This is a genomic window from Vibrio sp. Hal054, assembly GCF_037162405.1.
Lineage (GTDB): Bacteria > Pseudomonadota > Gammaproteobacteria > Enterobacterales > Vibrionaceae > Vibrio > Vibrio diazotrophicus.
Map to the genome: position 1 here is coordinate 2,176,139 of NZ_JARLUT010000001.1, position 20,737 is coordinate 2,196,875.

The 20,737-nt window shown below is 41.8% G+C and carries 13 protein-coding genes and 2 tRNA genes; 9 read left to right on the forward strand and 6 right to left on the reverse strand.

The window, feature by feature from the left end; all coding sequences use genetic code 11:
- The first annotated feature begins 559 nt into the window (after positions 1 to 559).
- The 3 genes from rne (at position 560) to P4S58_RS10055 (ending at position 6,431) form a co-directional block, all read left to right on the forward strand.
- Positions 560 to 3,574, forward strand: a complete 3,015-nt coding sequence (gene rne / locus P4S58_RS10045; protein ID WP_337163861.1) for a ribonuclease E — start codon at positions 560 to 562, stop codon at positions 3,572 to 3,574.
- Between the two features lie 256 nt (positions 3,575 to 3,830).
- Entirely contained in the window at positions 3,831 to 5,390 is a 1,560-nt protein-coding gene (locus P4S58_RS10050; protein ID WP_102963139.1) for a SulP family inorganic anion transporter, read from the forward strand.
- Positions 5,391 to 5,555: 165 nt separating this feature from the next.
- Positions 5,556 to 6,431 carry a DMT family transporter gene (locus P4S58_RS10055; RefSeq protein ID WP_042483629.1) on the forward strand — a complete coding sequence of 292 codons (876 nt, stop codon included), beginning with the start codon at positions 5,556 to 5,558 and terminating at the stop codon, positions 6,429 to 6,431.
- A 44-nt stretch (positions 6,432 to 6,475) separates the two neighbouring features.
- Here the strand turns inward: P4S58_RS10055 and P4S58_RS10060 are convergent, their stop codons facing one another.
- Entirely contained in the window at positions 6,476 to 6,886 is a 411-nt protein-coding gene (locus tag P4S58_RS10060; RefSeq protein ID WP_042483631.1) for a hypothetical protein, read from the reverse strand.
- Positions 6,887 to 7,184: 298 nt separating this feature from the next.
- Positions 7,185 to 9,881 carry a bifunctional acetaldehyde-CoA/alcohol dehydrogenase gene (gene adhE, locus P4S58_RS10065; protein WP_042483633.1) on the reverse strand — a complete coding sequence of 899 codons (2,697 nt, stop codon included), beginning with the start codon at positions 9,879 to 9,881 and terminating at the stop codon, positions 7,185 to 7,187.
- A 629-nt stretch (positions 9,882 to 10,510) separates the two neighbouring features.
- On the opposite strand from adhE, the gene P4S58_RS10070 reads away from it, so the two are divergent.
- A complete protein-coding gene (locus tag P4S58_RS10070) occupies positions 10,511 to 11,146 on the forward strand; it encodes a YchE family NAAT transporter (protein WP_042483635.1) in 636 nt (211 codons plus the stop codon).
- Between the two features lie 52 nt (positions 11,147 to 11,198).
- Positions 11,199 to 12,056 carry an ion transporter gene (locus tag P4S58_RS10075; RefSeq protein WP_337163867.1) on the forward strand — a complete coding sequence of 286 codons (858 nt, stop codon included), beginning with the start codon at positions 11,199 to 11,201 and terminating at the stop codon, positions 12,054 to 12,056.
- Between the two features lie 103 nt (positions 12,057 to 12,159).
- On the opposite strand, the gene P4S58_RS10080 is transcribed toward P4S58_RS10075, so the two are convergent.
- From P4S58_RS10080 to yejK, 4 genes are all read right to left on the reverse strand, one after another.
- The gene (locus P4S58_RS10080; RefSeq protein ID WP_337163869.1) at positions 12,160 to 13,680 is read right to left on the reverse strand and encodes a diguanylate cyclase domain-containing protein; all 1,521 of its coding nucleotides are present in this window, start codon (positions 13,678 to 13,680) and stop codon (positions 12,160 to 12,162) included.
- Between the two features lie 292 nt (positions 13,681 to 13,972).
- Positions 13,973 to 15,085, reverse strand: a complete 1,113-nt coding sequence (asd, locus tag P4S58_RS10085) for an aspartate-semialdehyde dehydrogenase (protein ID WP_042483641.1) — start codon at positions 15,083 to 15,085, stop codon at positions 13,973 to 13,975.
- A 547-nt stretch (positions 15,086 to 15,632) separates the two neighbouring features.
- Positions 15,633 to 16,889, reverse strand: coding sequence for an Hpt domain-containing protein (locus P4S58_RS10090; RefSeq protein WP_337163870.1), 1,257 nt, complete (start codon positions 16,887 to 16,889; stop codon positions 15,633 to 15,635).
- Between the two features lie 151 nt (positions 16,890 to 17,040).
- The gene (gene yejK / locus P4S58_RS10095; RefSeq protein WP_042483643.1) at positions 17,041 to 18,042 is read right to left on the reverse strand and encodes a nucleoid-associated protein YejK; all 1,002 of its coding nucleotides are present in this window, start codon (positions 18,040 to 18,042) and stop codon (positions 17,041 to 17,043) included.
- Positions 18,043 to 18,126: 84 nt separating this feature from the next.
- Between yejK and P4S58_RS10100 the strand changes: the two genes are divergently transcribed.
- The 4 genes from P4S58_RS10100 (at position 18,127) to P4S58_RS10115 (ending at position 20,669) form a co-directional block, all read left to right on the forward strand.
- Positions 18,127 to 18,342, forward strand: coding sequence for a YejL family protein (locus tag P4S58_RS10100; RefSeq protein ID WP_042483648.1), 216 nt, complete (start codon positions 18,127 to 18,129; stop codon positions 18,340 to 18,342).
- A 34-nt stretch (positions 18,343 to 18,376) separates the two neighbouring features.
- Positions 18,377 to 20,179, forward strand: coding sequence for a DUF3413 domain-containing protein (locus P4S58_RS10105; protein ID WP_337163872.1), 1,803 nt, complete (start codon positions 18,377 to 18,379; stop codon positions 20,177 to 20,179).
- A 62-nt stretch (positions 20,180 to 20,241) separates the two neighbouring features.
- A tRNA-Pro gene (locus tag P4S58_RS10110) sits at positions 20,242 to 20,318 on the forward strand.
- A gap of 260 nt (positions 20,319 to 20,578) precedes the next feature.
- Positions 20,579 to 20,669, forward strand: a tRNA-Ser gene (locus tag P4S58_RS10115).
- Positions 20,670 to 20,737 lie beyond the last annotated feature (68 nt).

The window sequence follows — 20,737 nt, forward strand, 5'->3', positions numbered from 1 at the left end:
TGATTAAAAATCGCTTTTCGGATGCTTTTTTTAATAACTCGTTGAAATAAACATCACATTGCTCATTGCGCCCGAAAATTGGGCGGTTTGTTATTGATAAAATGCAAACTTCTCTTTCATTTTGCTCAGATTTGACACTGACTAGGAAACACTTTTGGACATGGCTTGAAATTTTTAAGCGCTTTCTAATAAAGCACATTGCTGTGACTAGCAGTCACTGCTATAGTTCACACCTGCAATAATTGAACTGGTATGTTTCTATTTTTACCGTTTTATTAAAGCAATAAACGAGTAGTAAACCTATAACTTGGTGCTGCATTGGCGTAAGACATTTCAGGTTAAGGTTTCTTGTTGCTCTACTCTTCGCCTTTCATGATGAGTAAATCCGCCTCTATGCGGATCACAGGCTGCTTATGCTTGTGATGACTGACGTGCCCTCAGAGCATCCCTCCAGCCGGGAGGCTGTAATGAATTAAGCCATGGGATCTGGCACCGTGAAAGCGAACCAAACGCGACAAGAACAATAATCAAAACAAAGAAAAAATTACGAGATTTTTAAATGAAAAGAATGCTAATTAACGCGACTCAGAAAGAAGAGTTGCGTGTCGCTTTGGTTGATGGCCAGCGATTGTTCGATCTTGATATCGAAAGTCCTGGACATGAATCTAAAAAAGCGAACATCTACAAAGGCCGTATTACCCGTATTGAACCAAGTCTAGAAGCTGCTTTCGTTGATTACGGCGCTGAAAGACACGGTTTCCTCCCTCTCAAAGAAATTGCCCGCGAATACTTCCCAGATGGTTATACCTATCAAGGCCGTCCAAGCATAAAAGAAGTGCTTAAAGAAGGTCAGGAAGTTATCGTTCAAATTGAAAAAGAGGAACGCGGTAGCAAAGGCGCAGCTCTAACAACTTTCATCTCTCTTGCTGGTAGCTATTTAGTTCTTATGCCTAACAACCCTCGTGCCGGCGGTATTTCTCGTCGTATCGAAGGTGATGAGCGTACTGAGCTAAAAACAGCATTGAGCTCTTTAGAATTACCACAAGGTATGGGCCTCATCGTTCGTACTGCGGGTGTTGGCAAAAACGGTGAAGAGTTAGAATGGGACTTAAACGTTCTACTTAATCATTGGGCTGCAATCAAACAAGCGTCTGATTCGAATCCTGCGCCATTTCTGATCCACCAAGAAAGTAACGTAATCGTGCGAGCGATTCGTGACTATTTGCGTCGTGATATCGGTGAAATCCTAATTGATAGTAATACTATCTATGAACGTGCTCTAGACCATATAAGTCTAGTACGTCCTGATTTCGTAAACCGTGTTAAGAAATACGAAGGTGAAGTGCCGCTATTTAGTCACTTCCAGATCGAAAGCCAAATCGAATCTGCATTCCAACGTGAGGTTCGCCTTCCTTCTGGTGGCTCAATCGTTATTGACCCAACAGAAGCACTAACTTCTATCGATATCAACTCAGCTCGCGCAACTAAAGGCGGCGATATCGAAGAGACTGCTCTAAACACTAACCTAGAAGCTGCTGACGAAATTGCACGTCAATTACGCCTACGCGACTTAGGTGGTCTAGTTGTTATCGACTTTATCGATATGACACCAGTTCGTCACCAACGTGAAGTAGAAAACCGCTTGCGTGACGCTGTTCGCCTAGACCGTGCTCGTGTACAAATTGGCCGCATTTCACGCTTTGGCCTGTTAGAAATGTCTCGTCAACGCCTAAGCCCTTCTCTGGCAGAAGCAAGCCATCACATTTGTCCACGTTGTTCGGGCACGGGTGTAGTTCGTGACAACGAGTCTCTTGCGCTATCTGTTCTTCGTCTTATCGAAGAAGAAGCATTGAAAGACAACACAGCACAAGTATTGGCTGTAGTTCCTGTATCGATTGCTTCATATCTACTGAATGAAAAGCGTCGTTCAATTAACCATATTGAACGAATCCAAGAAGTTAGAATTACTATCGTTCCAAACTCAGACATGGAAACACCTCATTTCGAGGTAGTTCGTGTACGTGAAGGTGAAGAGCATGAAATTCTTTCTTACTTGATCCCAAGAAAACTTGAAGCACTAAAAGAAGCTGAAGGCAAAGAACTTGGTGAACCTGATTTACGTCCAAAACGCATCGAAGAACCTGCTCTGAAAGGTTTTGCGTCACCAGCTCAGTCAGCACCTGCGCCAGTTGCAAAACCAAAAGTAGAAACGCCTAAAGAAACCGTTGTTGTTGAACAAAAACCTGGACTGGTTAGCCGTTTCTTTAAAGCTTTAGCTGGTATTTTCGCTTCTTCAGAAGAAGAGAAGAAAGAACAGGTAAAAGAAACAAGCGAAGCAGAGAACGAGCGTAAGAAACAGCCTCAACGTCGCGAGCGTAACGACCGCCGTCGTAACAACAACTCTCGAGACAGAAATCGTCGTAAGCCAAATGATAAGGCGAACGAAAAAGTTGAGAGCGAACAACCTGTTGTAGCAACTGAAAGCAAACAGCAAGAGCGCAAGCCTAAGCAAGAGCGCCGTAACAAGCGCGACCGCAATGATACGAAGTCGAACAAACTTCAACAAGAAGGCCGCCAGTTAGCAGCTGAAGCACAGCAAGAAGTGGTTGAAAAACCTGCAAGCGAAGCGCAACAAACAAAAGCTGCGGCAGTTAAAGAGCGTCGTCAACGCCGTAAGCTTAACAAGCAAGTTCGCGTGAACAATCAACAATCTGAAGAAGCAGAAATCGTTGAGAATTCATTGAATGCAGATGTTCAAGCACCTGTTACTCAAGAGCCTAAAGTCGAGTTGACTCAAGCGAATGTTGATACTGATAACAATGCAGAGCAACAAGATGAGCAGAAACAGCGTCGTAACCGTCGTTCACCTCGTCACCTACGAGCAAGTGGTCAGCGTCGTCGCCGTGGTCGTGATCGTCGCCCTAACCCATTCCGCCTACGCAAAGGTGGTGTAGCTTCTCCAGAGATGGCTATGGGTAAAGTCATGCCACGTTACGACTTAGCTAAACCTGTGGTTAAAGCTCAGCCTCAAGTTGAAGCGGTAGTTGAACAAGCCGTTGTATCAACACCTGTATTAGGTGGCTACGCATTCCCAGAAATGGCAATGGGTAAAGTAATTGTTCGTCGTGACGTAGCTGTTGCTGAAGCGCCAATTGAGAAAGCTCCAGAACCAGTGGTTGAAACGCCAGTCGTTGAACAGACTGTTGTTACACCAGCTGCTGTTGAACAAGCACCAGTAACTGAACCTGAAGTGGAACAAGCCCCAGCAATTGAAACCATTGAACAACCGACAACAGAAGCGCCTGTAGCTGAAGTTGTTGTGGAAGAAGTGGCAGAACAAGCGGCTGAGATCCCTGTACCCGTAGTTGAACCAGCGAAGAAAGCGAGTGTTACAGCTCCGGCAAAAGGTCATGCTTCATCACCAATGACTAAAGCTTCTGGTTCACAAGAGGTAAAGGAAATTGAAGTTAAGGCTGCACCTTTCCGCACTGAACGATACGCACCTATTGGTGCAGGTAGCCAAGTCGCTCGCAACCAAGCGGGTTCTGCCATGGCGAAACCTCAAGGTTACTAATTAGAAACCATGTAAAAGCCACCTTCGGGTGGCTTTTTTATTATTGCAGCAGACTCATTACTCTTGATTATTGGTTCAATATTGAACTTCATCACACAATTCTGTAGCATCCGCCATTCATCTTTAACTTAACGCGTTCAGCCTATTGAATACCCTTTTTGCCAAACAATATTTATTTGGCACATCCCATTTCGATTCCATGAGCGTTTTAAATAAAGTCGGTTCACCATTAATTATCAGGAAAAACACTCAACTCATGTTTGAATTTCCCCAGTTTTCCAAACACTCTGTAAAAAATGACGTTCTTTCGGGTCTTACTGTTGCTTTAGCTCTGGTACCAGAAGCGGTTGCATTCGCATTTGTAGCTGGTGTTGACCCTATGGTTGGTCTGTACGCCGCATTTATTGTTGGTCTTGTGACTTCTATTTTCGGTGGACGCCCGGGCATGATCTCGGGAGCAACAGGCGCAATGGCTGTAGTAATGGTCAGCCTAGTATCAAGCCATGGTGTCCAATACCTGTTTGCCGCCATTTTGTTAACGGGAATACTGCAAATTGCAGCCGGCCTATTTAAACTCGGTAAGTTCATTCGCATGGTGCCTCATCCTGTCATGATTGGTTTCGTGAATGGCTTGGCTATTGTTATCTTCCTAGCACAATTAGGTCAGTTCAAGGCACCTGATATGAGTGGCGCGCTTAGTTGGCTTCCAAGCGATCAGTTGTTCCTAATGTTAGGCTTGGTCGCTTTGACGATGGCTATCATCCACTTTCTTCCTAAAATTACCACTGCAGTTCCATCTTCATTAGCAGCGATAGTTACCGTCACTTTGCTGGTTCAAGGTCTCGGGTTAGAAACTCGTACTGTTGTCGATTTCTTGCGTGCAATGTCGGGTAATGAAGGCGCAACACTTGCTGGTACGCTGCCAACATTTGCCTTCCCTATTGTTCCAATGACACTTGAGACTTTACAAATTATTCTTCCGTATTCTGTTATTTTGGCAGCTATTGGTTTGATAGAGTCATTGCTGACGCTGACTGTTCTAGACGAAATGACTAACACTCGTGGTAAGTCTAACCGTGAATGTATGGGACAAGGTCTTGCGAACATTACCTGTTCTGTATTTGGCGCTATGGGTGGCTGTGCGATGATTGGTCAGTCAATGATTAACATTAATTCTGGTGGTCGTGGGCGCTTGTCAGGTATTGTGGCAGCGGTGATGCTACTGGTCTTTATCCTGTTTGCTTCCTCACTGATTGAAATGATCCCACTGGCTGCGCTAGTTGGCGTTATGTTCATGGTGGTGATCGGTACGTTTGAATGGGCAACCTTTAAACTTGCTCGTCGTGTACCTAAGCAAGATTTCTTTGTCATCGTACTAGTAACGATTGTTACCGTGTTTACCGACTTAGCTATTGCGGTAGGAGTTGGTGTAATTGCTTCTGCACTTATGTTTGCTTGGGAACACGCAAAACACATCTACGCAACCAGCCAGCTTAATGAAGAAGGTTCCAAAGTTTATAAAGTTAATGGCCCTATATTCTTTGGTTCAGCTGCGAACTTCTTAGAATTATTTGACGCGCAAAACGATCCACAAGATGTGATTGTCGATTTTGCTCAGTCACGTGTTGCTGACCACTCAGCCATTGAAGCGATTGAAACTCTGGCGGAGCGCTACGCTTCTGTAGGAAAAACACTTCATCTACGCCATTTAAGCCAAGATTGCCGTGCATTGCTTCATAAAGCAGGCAGCCTAGTCGAAATAAACGTTAAAGAAGACCCTAGCTACAAAGTTGCTACAGATGTACTTGCAGGCTAACTGACAGCTTCTTCAATCAATGTTTCTAAGCCTCTCAATTGAGAGGCTTTTTCTTATATATCCATTTGATATGGCAACCGATTAGTTGCATAGTGATATGCCTGTGCTCGTCTTGTGTCATCTCTGGCACAACAACTTTCTGTTATCTCTTTGGATGTTCTTAGCATGACATGGATTCTGTTCACTCTATTCGCCGCTTTTATGCAATCTTGGCGCAACGCTTTTCAAAGTCACTTATCTGGCGATGTAAAAACGGCTGGAGTCACTTTGGCTCGTTTTCTTTGGGCAAGTCCTATAGCTGCTCTGTATTTAATCACTTTGTATGTCATAGAGCCCATTGCTCTACCCAATTTTAATTCACTCTTCATCACTTACATTGTCGGTGCTGCGACAATGCAAATCGTTGCGACAGCGCTTATGGTTAGGCTGTTTAAATTTAATAATTACGCCGTAGGAGCTGGTCTTGCCAAAAGCGAAGCATTAGTTGCCGCATTGTTAGGCATGCTTTTCTTCGGCACTCACCTGACATTATTGGGATGGTTCGGGGTATTTGTTGGCGGTATCGGTGTGTTCTTACTCAGTACTCAAGGCAGTTTTCGTCAAATATCCTTGCCCACCGTTATTTTGGGGATAAGCTGCGGCAGTGCTTTCGCGTTAACATCGTTATGGGTTCGAGAAGCCAGCATCGCTCTAGGATTACCTTTTCCTTACGGTGCCGCTTGGGTTTTGCTGTTAGTTATATCCCTTCAAACACTCATCCTAGTCGCATATTTAACCCTCAGAGATGTGGATACGCTAAAAGCTTTATTCGCCAGACCTAAAATAGTCTTCTTAACCAGCTTTACCAGTTGTCTAGGCTCAATAGGCTGGTTCAGTGCGATGTCTTTGCAAGCGGTTCCTTATGTAAAAACTCTAGGGCAGGTAGAAATCTTTTTTACGATGTTGATATCTGTTCTCTGGCTTAAACAAAAAGTCCGAATTAAAGACGGCTTTGGGCTAGTTCTTGTGGCTCTCGCCGCTATTCTAGTCATGTGGACTTAATATCAAAAAGAAGGCAATCTTCAGATTGCCTTCTTTTTAAAAAATTACATATTGTAGCCAGGCTCACTTGGGTTATATGAAACCTTATAAACTTTAAATACTCTCGCACCAAAGCCAGTACCACCGGTAAAGACTATTCGGCCTTCTCCTTTGTATAAAGCTTCAACTCTCGCTGCATCACTACCAAAATAGAATGGGATAAATGATTTACCTGTAATATAACTCAATGTATCAGTAGGTTGACCAATGGTGTCATAGACCTGCCCCATTGACATACCAACCTTTACCTTCGCGAACTTACTCTCAGCAGGGATATTCCCTGTTACTTGCGTAATATTTTCCTGTGAGTTGGTAACTTGAGTGGTAGATGTCGATTCAGAAGTACTAGCGCAGCCAATAATGAAATTAGTTACTAGAGCAAGCCCCAAAACTTGCAATACAGCTTTTTTATTCATTCAATTTTCCTTAGATTTATAATTACTATCTTTATTATTTTCGTGCATAGAATAATAACTATTCATAATGCACACAATATATATCTACATGATTTTCATGCATTATTCACGTTATCGATAAAAATTATAGATAATAAAAATTTTAATAGATAATTAACCCTTATGTGGCAACCCAAATATAGTCAGATCCATATTTGATTATTATCCTATATCTGTTGAATAGACAAAAAAAGCCCCACCGAAGTGGGGCTTTTTGTTTCTTGATTTGGTAATCGTGCTAGCGAAAACCTATCTCAAATTAAGCTTTTACTTTTTTATCTGCTTTAGCAGCTGCTGGAGCTACTTGGTCAGCTTTCTTCTTGATTACAGTAGTACCTTCGAAAGTTTCACCTTCAACGAATGCTTTACCGTAGTAAGAAGAGATAAGTACTTCTTTCAGCTCAGTGATTAGAGGGTAACGTGGGTTTGCACCAGTACATTGGTCATCAAACGCGTCAACCGCTAGTTCTTCAACTTTCGCTAGGAAGTCAGCTTCGTTAACACCCGCAGCTTGGATAGACATTGGGATATCAAGGTCTTTCTTAAGCTCATCCATCCACGCTAGTAGACGTTCAATCTTCTGAGCAGTACGGTCACCAGGTTGAACTAGACCCAAGTGCTCTGCAACTTCTGCGTAACGACGACGTGCTTGTGGACGGTCGTATTGAGAGAATGCAGTTTGTTTAGTTGGGTTATCGTTCGCGTTGTAACGTACAACGTTAGAGATAAGCAGTGCGTTAGCAAGACCGTGTGGTAAGTGGAACTCAGCACCAATCTTGTGAGCCATTGAGTGACATACACCCAAGAAAGCGTTCGCAAATGCTACACCAGCGATAGTTGCTGCGTTGTGTACTTTTTCACGTGCGATTGGGTCATTTGCACCATTCTTGTAGCTTGATGGTAGGTACTCTTTTAGCATCTTAAGTGCTTGAAGAGCTTGACCGTCAGAGTATTCGTTCGCAAGAACAGATACGTATGCTTCAAGAGCGTGAGTTACTGCATCGTAACCACCAAACGCTGTTAGAGACTTAGGCATGTTCATAACAAGGTTCGCATCAACGATAGCCATGTTAGGAGTTAGCTCGTAGTCAGCTAGTGGGTATTTAGCACCAGTCTTGTCGTCAGTAACAACCGCGAATGGAGTAACTTCTGAACCAGTACCTGAAGTAGTAGTAATACATACCAACTCAGCTTTTTGACCCATTTTAGGGAACTTGTAGATACGTTTACGGATGTCCATAAAGCGCATTGCTAGTTCTTCGAAGTGAGTTTCTGGGTGCTCGTACATAACCCACATGATCTTCGCAGCATCCATTGGTGAACCACCACCTAGAGCTAGAATCACGTCTGGTTGGTAGCTAGCCATTTGAGCTGCACCTTTCTCTACTACAGATAGAGTTGGATCTGCTTCTACATCAAAGAATGTCTGAACTTCCATACCTTGAGCTTTAAGTAGTGAAACTACTTCATCTGCATAACCGTTGTTGAATAGGAAACGGTCAGTTACAAGGAATGCGCGTTTTTTACCTTCTAGGTCGCTAAGAGCGATTGGAAGGCTACCACGGCGGAAGTAGATTGACTTAGGTAGTTTGTGCCACAACATGTTTTCAGCTCGCTTAGCAACAATTTTCTTGTTGATTAGGTGTTTAGGACCAACGTTCTCAGAGATAGAGTTACCACCCCATGAACCACAACCTAACGTTAAAGATGGAGCAACGTTGAAGTTATAAAGGTCACCGATACCACCGTGAGTAGTCGGAATGTTGATAAGAATACGAGCAGTCTTCATTTTGTCACCGAAGTAACGAATACGATCTGCGTTTACGTCTTGGTTAGTGTAAAGACCAGAAGTATGGCCGATACCGCCGATTTCAACCATTGTTACAGCTTGGTCAACAGCGTCTTCGAAGCTATCCGCTTTGAACATACCTAGACATGGAGATAGTTTCTCATGTGCGAACTCGTCGTCGTAAGAAACTTTACCAAGACCTTCACCGATAAGAACTTTAGTATCAGCTGGAACTTTAACACCCGCCATTTCTGCAATAGCAGAAGCAGGTTGACCAACGATTTTCGCGTTTAGCGCACCGTCGATTAGGATTGTTTTACGTACTTTGTCAGCGTCAGCTTTGCTTAGTACATGAGCTTTGTGAGAAGCAAAACGCTCTTTAACTTCGTCGTATACATCTTTATGAACGATTACAGCCTGCTCAGAAGCACACACTACACCGTTATCGAAAGTTTTAGACATAAGAACAGAAGCTACTGCACGTTTGATGTCTGCTGTTTCATCGATAACAACTGGAACGTTACCTGCACCAACACCGATAGCTGGTTTACCAGAAGAGTAAGCCGCTTTAACCATGCCTGGACCACCAGTAGCAAGGATAAGTGCGATACCTTCGTGTTTCATAAGAGCGTTAGATAGCTCTACAGATGGTTGGTCGATCCAACCGATGATGTCTTTTGGCGCGCCCGCTGCTACTGCTGCGTCTAGAACCAATTTAGCTGCATCGTTTGTAGAATTTTTAGCACGTGGGTGTGGTGAGAAAATAATACCGTTACGAGTCTTCAAAGAAATCAAAGATTTGAAGATTGCAGTAGATGTTGGGTTAGTTGTTGGGACGATACCACAGATGATGCCCACAGGCTCTGCGATAGTCATTGTGCCCATGCTTTCGTCTTCTTCTAGAACACCACAAGTTTTTTCATCTTTGTATTTGTTGTAGATGTATTCTGAAGCGAAGTGGTTTTTGATTACTTTATCTTCAACGATACCCATGCCAGATTCTGCTACCGCTTGTTGCGCTAGAGGAATACGAGCTTGGTTAGCTGCAAGAGATGCTGCACGGAAGATTTTGTCTACCTGCTCTTGAGAGTAAGTAGCAAACTCAGCTTGAGCCGCTTTAACGCGAGCTACTAGAGCATCTAGTTCAGCCAGATTAGTTACAGGCATAATGGATCTCCTAAAATAAAAAAATTTAAAATTAAAAACTCTTTATTAAGCATGTTGCATATGTGTTTATCAAAACTTCAGAGACTTAATAACAACGAACTTAGTAAATTGCTTTCATGGCTGAGTATAATATTTCACTACGTGAAAAAAATTGACTCAGATCAGTTATGAAAAACTAATTATCCCTTTATAGGTAGAAAGCACCAAAGATACCAACTAACCAATTGTATTTATTGAAAAATTCCTCACAAAATAAACTGGTTAAAAATACTGCATTCGAACTGAAAATCTAAAAAAAATACAACATCGTGTAAAAAAGTTTCATTTTTGTACAACATTACTACATGTAGACAAGTTTTCATGTGCTACTCATAGTATATCCATTTCATTTTGACTCTCCAGTAGATGCACTTTTTTTATCAAAACTGGGGGGATGTTAAAAAATCCCATAAACAAGTCGATTAATGCACACATATTTGAAACAACTAATTTTCAATTATCGACCATAATTAGTTTTTCTCACGTATAAGCTGCAAAAAACAGCAAATTTTTTCATTCGCGATTTTGCTATGTTTGACTTAGATTACGCGCAATTAATTTCAATCCTATGAAAAATAAGAGAACCTAACATGTCGTTCGAAATTGCTATTTTTCTCCAGTTCTTTCTGGGCTTGGTTGCCGCAGTTAATCCTGTAGGAATCATGCCGGTTTTTGTTTCCCTTACTGGGCACATGACTCCAGAAGAGAAAAACAAAACCGCCGCTACTGCTAATACTGCTGTGGCCATCATTCTGATCACTGCGCTGCTTGGCGGACAAATGCTGTTAGACATGTTCAGCATTTCTCTAGACTCATTTCGTGTAGCCGGTGGTTTGCTGCTTATGAGCATCGCCTTTTCGATGATGAGTGGTAAGTTGGGTGAAGATAAGCAAAACAAACAAGAGAAATCGGAATACATCAGCCGCGAACAAATTGGTGTGGTTCCGCTGGCAATGCCACTAATGGCGGGCCCAGGTGCTATCAGCTCAACCATAGTATATGGCTCTCGCTATCCGGGATTGATGGACACCACAGGTATTGTCGTCACGATTGTATTTTTCGCGTTGTGTTCGTGGTTGCTGTTCCGTTCAGCGCCCTATATTGTGAAATTGTTAGGCCAGACTGGCATCAACGTGATCACGCGTATCATGGGTTTGATACTTGGCGCATTAGGCATCGAATTTATTACCAATGGCTTACGTAGCCTATTCCCAGGATTGGCTTAAACGCTAGCCTAAGGCTATGATAGAGCGATAAAAAACGTTAGGTCGCTCTATCATGTCTTTCTCAAATGAAAATTTAAAACATCAGCTCTATGTCATCATCTTTGGTACTCACACCAAAGCGGGTAAAATTTTCGACATCGCACTTATTATCGCGATTTTCACCTCTTTGATCGTACTGGTTCTAAGTTCCATCCCAAGTTTTGATGCGAAATGGCGTGAAGAGTTCAAACTGATCGAATACGGATTTACAGCTCTATTCACCATTGAATACTTAACGCGACTCTACTGCTCACCAAAACCCAGCGCATACGCAAAAAGCTTTTACGGTGTAATCGATCTTGTCGCGATATTGCCGACATATCTCGTTATCTTGTTCCCTTCTGCGTCATTAGTTGGTGTCGTTCGAGCACTGAGAGTCATGCGTATCTTTCGTATACTTAAACTGGTTCGTTACCTTCAAGACTCCAATCTGTTGTTAAGATCATTGTTGGGTGCAAGAAGAAAAATCATTATTTTCTTCAGCACGGTAGCAATACTGGTCACCATCTTGGGTTCCTTTATTTATATTATTGAAGGGCCAGAAAACGGTTTTACTAGCATTCCGCAAAGTATCTATTGGGCAATTGTAACAATCACTACCGTAGGTTATGGCGACGTTGTACCACAGACAACACTAGGTAAAGGCTTAGCGGCACTTACCATGTTATTAGGTTATTCAATACTTGCTGTGCCGACGGGCATTATTACCGCAGAGCTACATCAAGAAATGAGTGCACACAGAGCGTTAGTGAAATGTCCTAACTGCTCTTTGGCGGGACATGAGTCAGATGCTCTATTTTGTAAGCATTGTGGAAGTGAATTGGCAGATCCTGATAAGCGAGTGGTACCAGTCAATACGACGAAAACATAGCGGATGTTAGAAGCTTAAAACTACGGATTAATACATGGGTGGTTCGACTTACTCAGTATCGTTAACCAGTAGCGGAGAAGAGATAAACCATCTCCGCCATTGTTTATGCGACAGCTGATTGCTCCTCAAAGATTTCATATCCTCCTTCTGGATATTTTCGTTTAGCCAAATACATCATCTGATCGGCTCGTTGAATCAAAGACTCAGCATCAAGCCTATTCGCTGAATAGAAGGCAACACCAATACTGGGAGGAACAATGACTCTGGCTGTTTGTGCCCCTTCAAGGATATGTGGTTCGGATAAGACTTTTACAAATTTATTCGCGACAACAGAAGCATTTGCTCGGCATTTTAACCCTTTTACGATGACTGCAAATTCATCCCCGCCAAGACGGTAAACATTATCTGAACTTCGCAGGACTTCTTTCAGCCTCTGCCCAACATTCTTAATGACCAAATCTCCAGCTGCGTGGCCGTACTTGTCATTGACGTCCTTAAATTTGTTTAAGTCCATGTAAAATAATCCATATTGGTGTTCTGTATCTTCCATCATATCGAGATAATTATGGAACGATCGTCGGTTGGGAATCTCTGTGAGTTGATCTGTATTTGCGTATTGGTAAAGCTGGCTATTGAGCTCTTTCTGCAAAGTAATATCTTGATAAGTTCCTGCAACTGTAAGAGGAATTTGACTGTTAAATGCCCTCTTGATAACTCTACCTCTCACCAAAATCCAAACCCAGTGGCCAAGTCTGTGCCTTACCCTAATCTCAGTCTGGAAAAAACTGACTTCACCATCCAACTTAGACCGCATATTTTCTTGGGCATCAGCCCAATCTTCAGAATGACAAAGGGGCTTCAAGCTTCCCCGTTTAATCGGGAAATCCGCCCACCGCTGGTAACCAACCATAGCGTAGGCGTAATCATTCAAAGCTAATTGATCACTTTGAATATCCCACTCCCAGGTCCCAATATTGGCAGCCCAAATCACATCCGACAGTCGTTTCTTTTCATCTTCGAGTTGGGTTTTAGTGCTTCTCTGATTTATCAGCAGTCGACTTAATGCTACCAAGGCAGAGACAAGAAATGTTGATAGCACAGTAAATGTAATTAATTGACGTTGATGAGTAGATCTCAACTGAGCGGATTGTTCTTTGACCATATCGTCGAGTCGATGTTGAAAGTGCCAGAGTCCTTCTTGAGCCGAACGGTATTCAGAAATATCTCGAATAATTGAATAGAGAACAGGCCTGCCTTGATAAGAAATAGGAATAGACGACACTTCAACGGTTTTTAAATTTCCGTTTTTTAACTGGTGCTTGAAAATGAAGTAGTTTCTTTTCTCTTTTCGAGCTAGCTGCATTTCTGCTTGAGTCGCCTCTTTGCTGAGGGTATTAATCTCTTGAATCTTCATAGATTCTAATTCTGAAATTGAATAGCCGTAAAACTCTGCAGCAGAAGAGTTGGCTTTGACAATACTCCCTGTCACAGGATGGATTAGTAACATCACCATTTTGTGCTCTGCAAATGCCTTAACCCCATCGAGAGCATAGACTTCGAAAGAACCTAGAAATGTAATCAGTACAATGATAATGAGATTTTTAACGCAAAGTATAAGTGACATAAACCTAACTACAGCCATCAACAAGGTACATTTCAAAAATCATTCAGTGAGCACATGGAACATATTCAGCAAAATGATCTTTTTGTATTATTTAGTACCTCTATTTATGACTGGTAATGCTAGCAACCACTGGCACAATAAAAATAGGCGTATGCCTTTTGCAATGTAGGATATATCTCGTGTTGTGTGAGGATAGCTTATACGAATAGTGGCGCTTGTTTTCAGACTCTACTCAGGCAAGTGACGAACAAAAAAAAGCGCCCTAAGGCGCTTTAGATATTTGAACATATTATTATTTTTCAGAAAGAATAATACGAAGTGTACGACGTAGTGGCTCAGCAGCACCCCATAGCAATTGGTCACCAACTGTGAATGCATTGAGGAAGTCATCACCCATTGCCATCTTACGTAGACGGCCAACAGGGACAGACATAGTGCCTGTAACTTTCGCTGGTGATAGTTCTTTCGCGGTAATGTCACGTTCGTTAGGGATCACTTTTACCCACTCGTTGTGAGAAGCAATGATCTCTTCGATTTCATCCAAAGGTACACTTTGTTTTAATTTGATAGTCAGTGCCTGAGAGTGACAGCGCATCGCACCAATTCGAACACAAGTACCGTCGATCAGCACTGGTGAATCTTGAGTACCAAGAATCTTGTTCGCTTCAACACCCGCTTTCCACTCCTCTTTGCTTTGACCATTGTCGCGCTTCACGTCAATCCAAGGGATCAAAGAACCAGCAAGTGGAACACCAAACTGATCGGTAGGGAAAGATGAAGAACGCATGGTTTCCGCAACTTTCTTATCGATATCAAGAATAGAGCTAGATGGGTTAGCAAGTTCAGAACTTACAGAGTCATTAATAACACCCATTTGAGAAATAAGTTCACGCATGTTCTGTGCGCCAGCACCAGAAGCAGCTTGGTATGTCATAGCGCTGGTCCACTCAACCAGACCTTTTTCAAATAGACCACCAAGACCCATTAGCATCAAACTAACAGTACAGTTACCACCAACGAAGGTGTTAGTACCCGCGTGGATACCTTGTTGAATTTGCTTCAAGTTTACAGGGTCTAGCGTGATGATAGAGTCTGATGCCATACGTAGAGTTGAAGCAGCATCGATCCAGTAACCTTTCCAACCTGCTTGACGCAATGCTGGGTATACCTTTTCGGTGTAGCTGCCACCTTGACAAGTAATGATAGCGTCAAGCTGTTTTAGGCTCTCAATATCAAAAGCATCCTGAAGCATGCCAGCGTCTTTACCTAAGTTTGGCGCAGGAATACCAATTTGTGAGGTACTGAAGAATACTGGTTCAATTAAATTAAAATCACCTTCTTCAACCATACGTTGCATGAGTACCGAACCAACCATGCCACGCCAACCTACTAAACCTACTCTCATCGCACTAATTCTCCGTGTGTTCTTGAAAAAACAATTGACCATCTATAAGTGGTTCAGACAAAAATCTCAAGCGTTTCTTATAAAAATGATTATATTGCTGCTTTATGACAAGGAAAACGACGCGATTCGCTTCCCTACACAGCTAAATATTATAAGTATACTAACTTAACACAACTATCTGGCTTTAAAAGGCATATTAGTAACAAAATGTTCTCTATATTCAGGATATTTGACGATAAAACTTTGAATAAGAACGATAAATAACCACTAAAAAATCATCTCACTTTTCTTCAGAAAAAGAAAAAAATAAAAATAACATTTAAAAACAAAGTATTAAGAATGAAGATAAATCATTACCTCAAACAACACTGTTCATATTGGAATAGCATTCTACAAAATAATCAGGAATTAACTAAAGTTGAGTTAAATATTTCATCTAAAAACAGAAATCTCTAACACTACTCGACAAAAAAAACACAAAAATGACTCACAACAAGTCAACTCGAACGTTGCCAACCAAAAAACAGCATTTAATAAGAATTAACAGCTAAAAAGATGCTTGCTCCAACCAAAACTGAGCACTTTTAACCGTTTCATCTAAAGATTTTGTCAAATTCTGAATTTCTTCATCCGTAGGAATTTCTTCTCGTTTCAATTTTGCTTCAATATCTATTGCTATAATTCTTAACTCATTCGCTCCAATAGTGCCCGCGACGCCTTTTAGACTGTGTGCTGTTCTCATTGCTGCGCCTAAATCAGACGAGATTTGCATCTGGAGTTTTTCACAATCTTCATAATGATCTTCAATAAATACACGCAGCAGCATTTTCACAGATTCTTTATCATCATTAAGCGAACTTAACATTTGAGGAATATCTATCTTGGACTCAACAGATGTACCAGCTACAGGCAAATGCTGAACATCGGTCAAAACCTCTTTTTTTCCTTTATTCTGATCTGTACTTTGTTCATTAGCTGACGAAGCCTCGCCATTGCAGAGCGACTCAACCGCGTGTTTGCATCGCCTTTGGGAAAAAATCACAACAATAAGCAGGCTGGCAATGAGTAAACCACTTAGAACCAACAACAAAACATTAATAAAGCCGAATAACTTAAAATATTCATTTTCAAGGGTGTGTAACTCTTGATAGATCTCGTGTTGTAGTAGCCTATTCACTAGGTTTCCGCTTTCCGCATACTGACTTAATAGTTTGGAAACCTTTGCTAGAGTCAGTTGCAAATGCTGTCGGTCATCTGGCGACATCGCTTGTGACGCAACCATGATTTGATCTAAAGATCGATAAATTTCAGGACTTTGCTCACCTTCGGTAAATAACGCTTCAAAAAGATAAGCACCTAACTCTACGTAATAGCGCCTGATATCGGGTTGATTCTCATATTCTGAGCGCAACAATTTAAGCTGCTCAACCATATCGAGCACATCCAAGTCCGAACTTAAGAACATCTGGCTTTTTTCAATAAACTTATCAATAACATAAACTAAGTGCGTCACATCAGGCTGAAATACGGAGTCTTCATAATCCGCTTCTAACTGCACTCGTAAGGAATAGATTAACTGGACATTGAGAGACATGTCATTGGTGTGAATAACACGATAGGGAGATCTAAAATGCAGAGAGTTGTGAAATGACATGATGTGATTGCCTAATTCGACAACATCGTCGCTCATTTTGGCCGTTTGCCTGTATTGGACAAATATGACCGACACACAGAGCAGCCAAATAACGCCAATGATAGCTATCGCTTTATAGACAAATTTGCCTTGATGATGCTCTAAAACCATTCCTTGTCCCAGCATTCAATATTGATTAAATACAATAATATACCTTCCGCATTCAACTTGCGTAGGTTGGTTCTCAAAACTCGAGTCTTAATGTGAATAAAAAAAGAGAGCTCATATGGCTCTCTTTCAAAATGACACTGATTGAAAATAACTAACTTTTACGCGTTAGCTGATCTCGCAGATTTGGTGGAGTACCCTTGATTGTAAGAGTATCGGTTTCCGGATCGTAGAAAACGCGCTCACCCATCAATAAACTGTCAAAACTAATGTTCAAGCCGCCACCAGCACCGACATACTTGGTCAGTTTTCTCATCGTAGAACGATCGCCAGGGAAGCTTTCTTCTAGTTCGTAACCATGCTCGCGTGTAAAGTCCATAAAACTCGTGCCATCCTGAGCTGGAGGTAATTCACCAGACAACTCTTTCACCTGAACTTCTTCACCCGCTTTTATTTGATCATTGCAGTAATCGTAAACTTGTTTCTTATAGTTAATCGCTTCGTCTTTTTCTAGCTTTGAATCGCTACAAAAATCTTCAACTGCTTGCATCAGAACTTTGTTTTGTACTTTCGCATCGAGGCCAACTTCCGCTTGAAGGAAATCTAAAAAGAAATCTGAAACTTTACGTCCAACACGACCTTTAATGTAAGTAAGGTAGCGATTCGATTCTTTGTCCGTTTCAAAACTCGACAAATCCACACGGGCAACAATATCCATTTTATTGATATCAAGATAATCAGTTGCACTTATGTCTAACCCTTCTGTCACCTTCAAACTTTGATTCAAAGGGAGAATACCAATCAAAAGATAATCGGTAGCTAATGACTGATATTCAGCCATCACCAAAATACCCTCATCGGCAAATGGATATTTCGACAGTTCGTCTTTGAGACGTTGCGCACTGATTTGAGAAAAATCGTAAAACGAACGCTGACTTTGACGCATTTCTTGCAACCAGCTTTGAAAATCACTGTCAGACTTGAAAGAACCAAAACCTTTACCCGCTTTCGCATTAAAAACGCGATGCAACTCGGATACTAGGTTTTCTGTTGATGTATCATTATCAAGAGATTGAGCACGGAAGTTAACCGTAAGCTCGTCGTTATTATTTTTGCTTAGTTGATGCAAAATGACATTGGAAAGGTGCAGACTCATAGTGAAATAATCATCGTTCTGGTTTCAGTTGTAAGGCATAGTAGGTTATCATAAGCCGTTTTTACTATCATCATTAGAGTGTTTATGCCTATTACATCGAAATACAGCGACGAAAAAGTTGAAACTATCCTGACCGAAATCGCTGCCGTTCTTGATAAACATAATGCGTCTCCTGAACTTTCCCTGATGATTGCGGGAAATGTCGCGACCAACGTTTTGAATCAAAATGTTGCTGCATCGCAACGTAAAGCTATCGCGGAAAAGTTTTCTCAAGCATTGATGTCTTCGTTAGCAGACTGAATTTAAATATAAAAACGGATAAATAGAAAAGTACATGGTAGATAGCGGAAACACATACGGCGAACGCGTATCACGTCTAGTAGGTTGGGGGCACTGGTTTGCCTTCTTTAATATCATTGCAGCAATGCTGATTGGTACCAGATACATCGCACAATCGCCGTGGCCGGAAACTTTCTTAGGACAGCTCTATCTTGCGCTTTCTTGGGTGGGTCACTTTGGCTTCCTAGTATTTGCTATCTATCTGTTGACGCTTTTCCCGTTAACGTTTTTGATCCCTTCTAGGTCACTGTTCCGTTTTGTATCCGTCTGTTTCGCAACATTCGGGCTCACTGTACTACTGATTGATACTCAGGCTTACCAAACCATCAACTTGCACTTAACGCCCGTTGTTTGGGAATTGTTATTCAGTGATGAGAGCAGCTCTGTAAGAACAGACCTTCAGCATTTATTCGTTGTGCTTCCGCTTGTTTTCCTACTGCAACTTGGTTTATCAGAGTGGGTATGGCGTAAACAGCGTAAACTCAGCCACAAACGTGTTGGCCGCCCTCTTGCAGCGGTATTCTTCGTCAGCTTTATCGCAAGCCATCTGATTTATGTATGGTCTGACGCTTATTTCTACAGCCCTGTTACTAGCCAAAAATCGAATTTCCCACTGTCATACCCAATGACGGCGAAATCGTTTATGGAGAAACATGGTTTATTGGATCGAGATGAATATCTCAAGCGACTGGAAGAAACTCAAAATACCGTTGATTTGGTTAACTACCCGATTGAAGAAATCAAATTTGGTCGCCGAACCAACAACCTAAATATTCTGTTGGTCAGCGTAAATAACCTGCGCGCTGACGTATTAACACCAGAGCTGATGCCTAATACCTATCAGTTTGCTTCTGAAAATCTCAACTTCACCAATCATTACAGTTCAAGTAACGATACGTTTGGTTTATTTGGTCTTTTCTACGGTTTGCCTAGCAGCTATGCAAGCAGCATTGAAGCTCAAGGTACTGCGCCAATCATGCTGGATGTTCTTGAATCGCAAAAATATCAGTTTGGTCTCTTTAGCGGCGATAACTTTGAAGATCCGCTCTATCAAGAAACGATTTTCCGTAACTTGCCAATGTCTAAAGCGCCGTTTGATCCAGAAACAAGCAACGATGAACAAACTATTGCTCGCTGGTCTACTTGGGTTGAACAGAAGAAACAGCCTTGGTTTAGCTACTTAGAACTTTCTACCGTTGATAACTTCGACCAATACGACAGCGCGGCATCAAACGGTTCAACCAGTGACAGATTACGTGCAGGCTACAACCATTCCGTCACTTTAGCGGATAACGAACTTCATTTACTCTTCACTAAACTCACCGAGCTGGAGCTGTTAGACAACACGGTTGTGGTTATTACCTCTAACCATGGCGCGGAGTTTAATGAAACGAAAACAAACAGCTGGGGCTCTAATAGCAACTACAGCCGTTTCCAACTTCAAGTACCTATGATTGTCCATTGGCCGGGAAGAGTTGCTGGTGTTTATAACCACCGCTCAAGCCACTTAGATTTTTCTGTCACAATCATGCAGGATCTATTGGGAGTTTCTTCCAACCCAAGTGATTTCAGCAGCGGTCGAAACATGTTTAACGAAGCGAAGAGAAAGTGGATTCTTGCTGGTGATTCACGTGAACTCGCCCTTATTACTGATGAACAAACAACAGTGATAGATAAATTTGGCAACTTCAAACTTTACGATGATAACTATCAACGCTTAAAAGAAGAGAACCCGACTCTACCTGTATTAATGCAGGGGTTCACCGAACTGCAACGTTTTTACGCGAAAGATAATTAAATCAGTTGGTTAAAATACTTTCGTATTGACGACCAGAAAAAAACTGATTAGATTACGCGAATCGGACTGTAGCGCAGCTTGGTAGCGCACCGTCATGGGGTGTCGGGGGTCGGAGGTTCAAATCCTCTCAGTCCGACCATACACCTAAAGCCCGTAGCTGAATAAGCTACGGGCTTTTTCGTTGACGCTAATAAACTTTATCGCGTAAAAGTTAAAGCCAACTCCCTCTTGATGATTTCCTCTTCATTTTCCCAATAAATGTTCTACTTATTCATAACATTCAATCTGTTAAAAATGCCGAGAATAAAAAAATATCGCTAAAACGTTCATTATTAGAGCAAACAGTTAATTAAGGGCTTTACAAGATTCCAAGAGGTCGTTAATATGCGCTTCAACAACGGAGAGATGGCTGAGTGGTTGAAAGCACCGGTCTTGAAAACCGGCGTACGTTAATAGCGTACCTAGGGTTCAAATCCCTATCTCTCCGCCACATTCTAGAAAAAAGCCTCTGATTTCAGAGGCTTTTTTCTTTTCTAATCAATTAAATTCTTCTTTTGC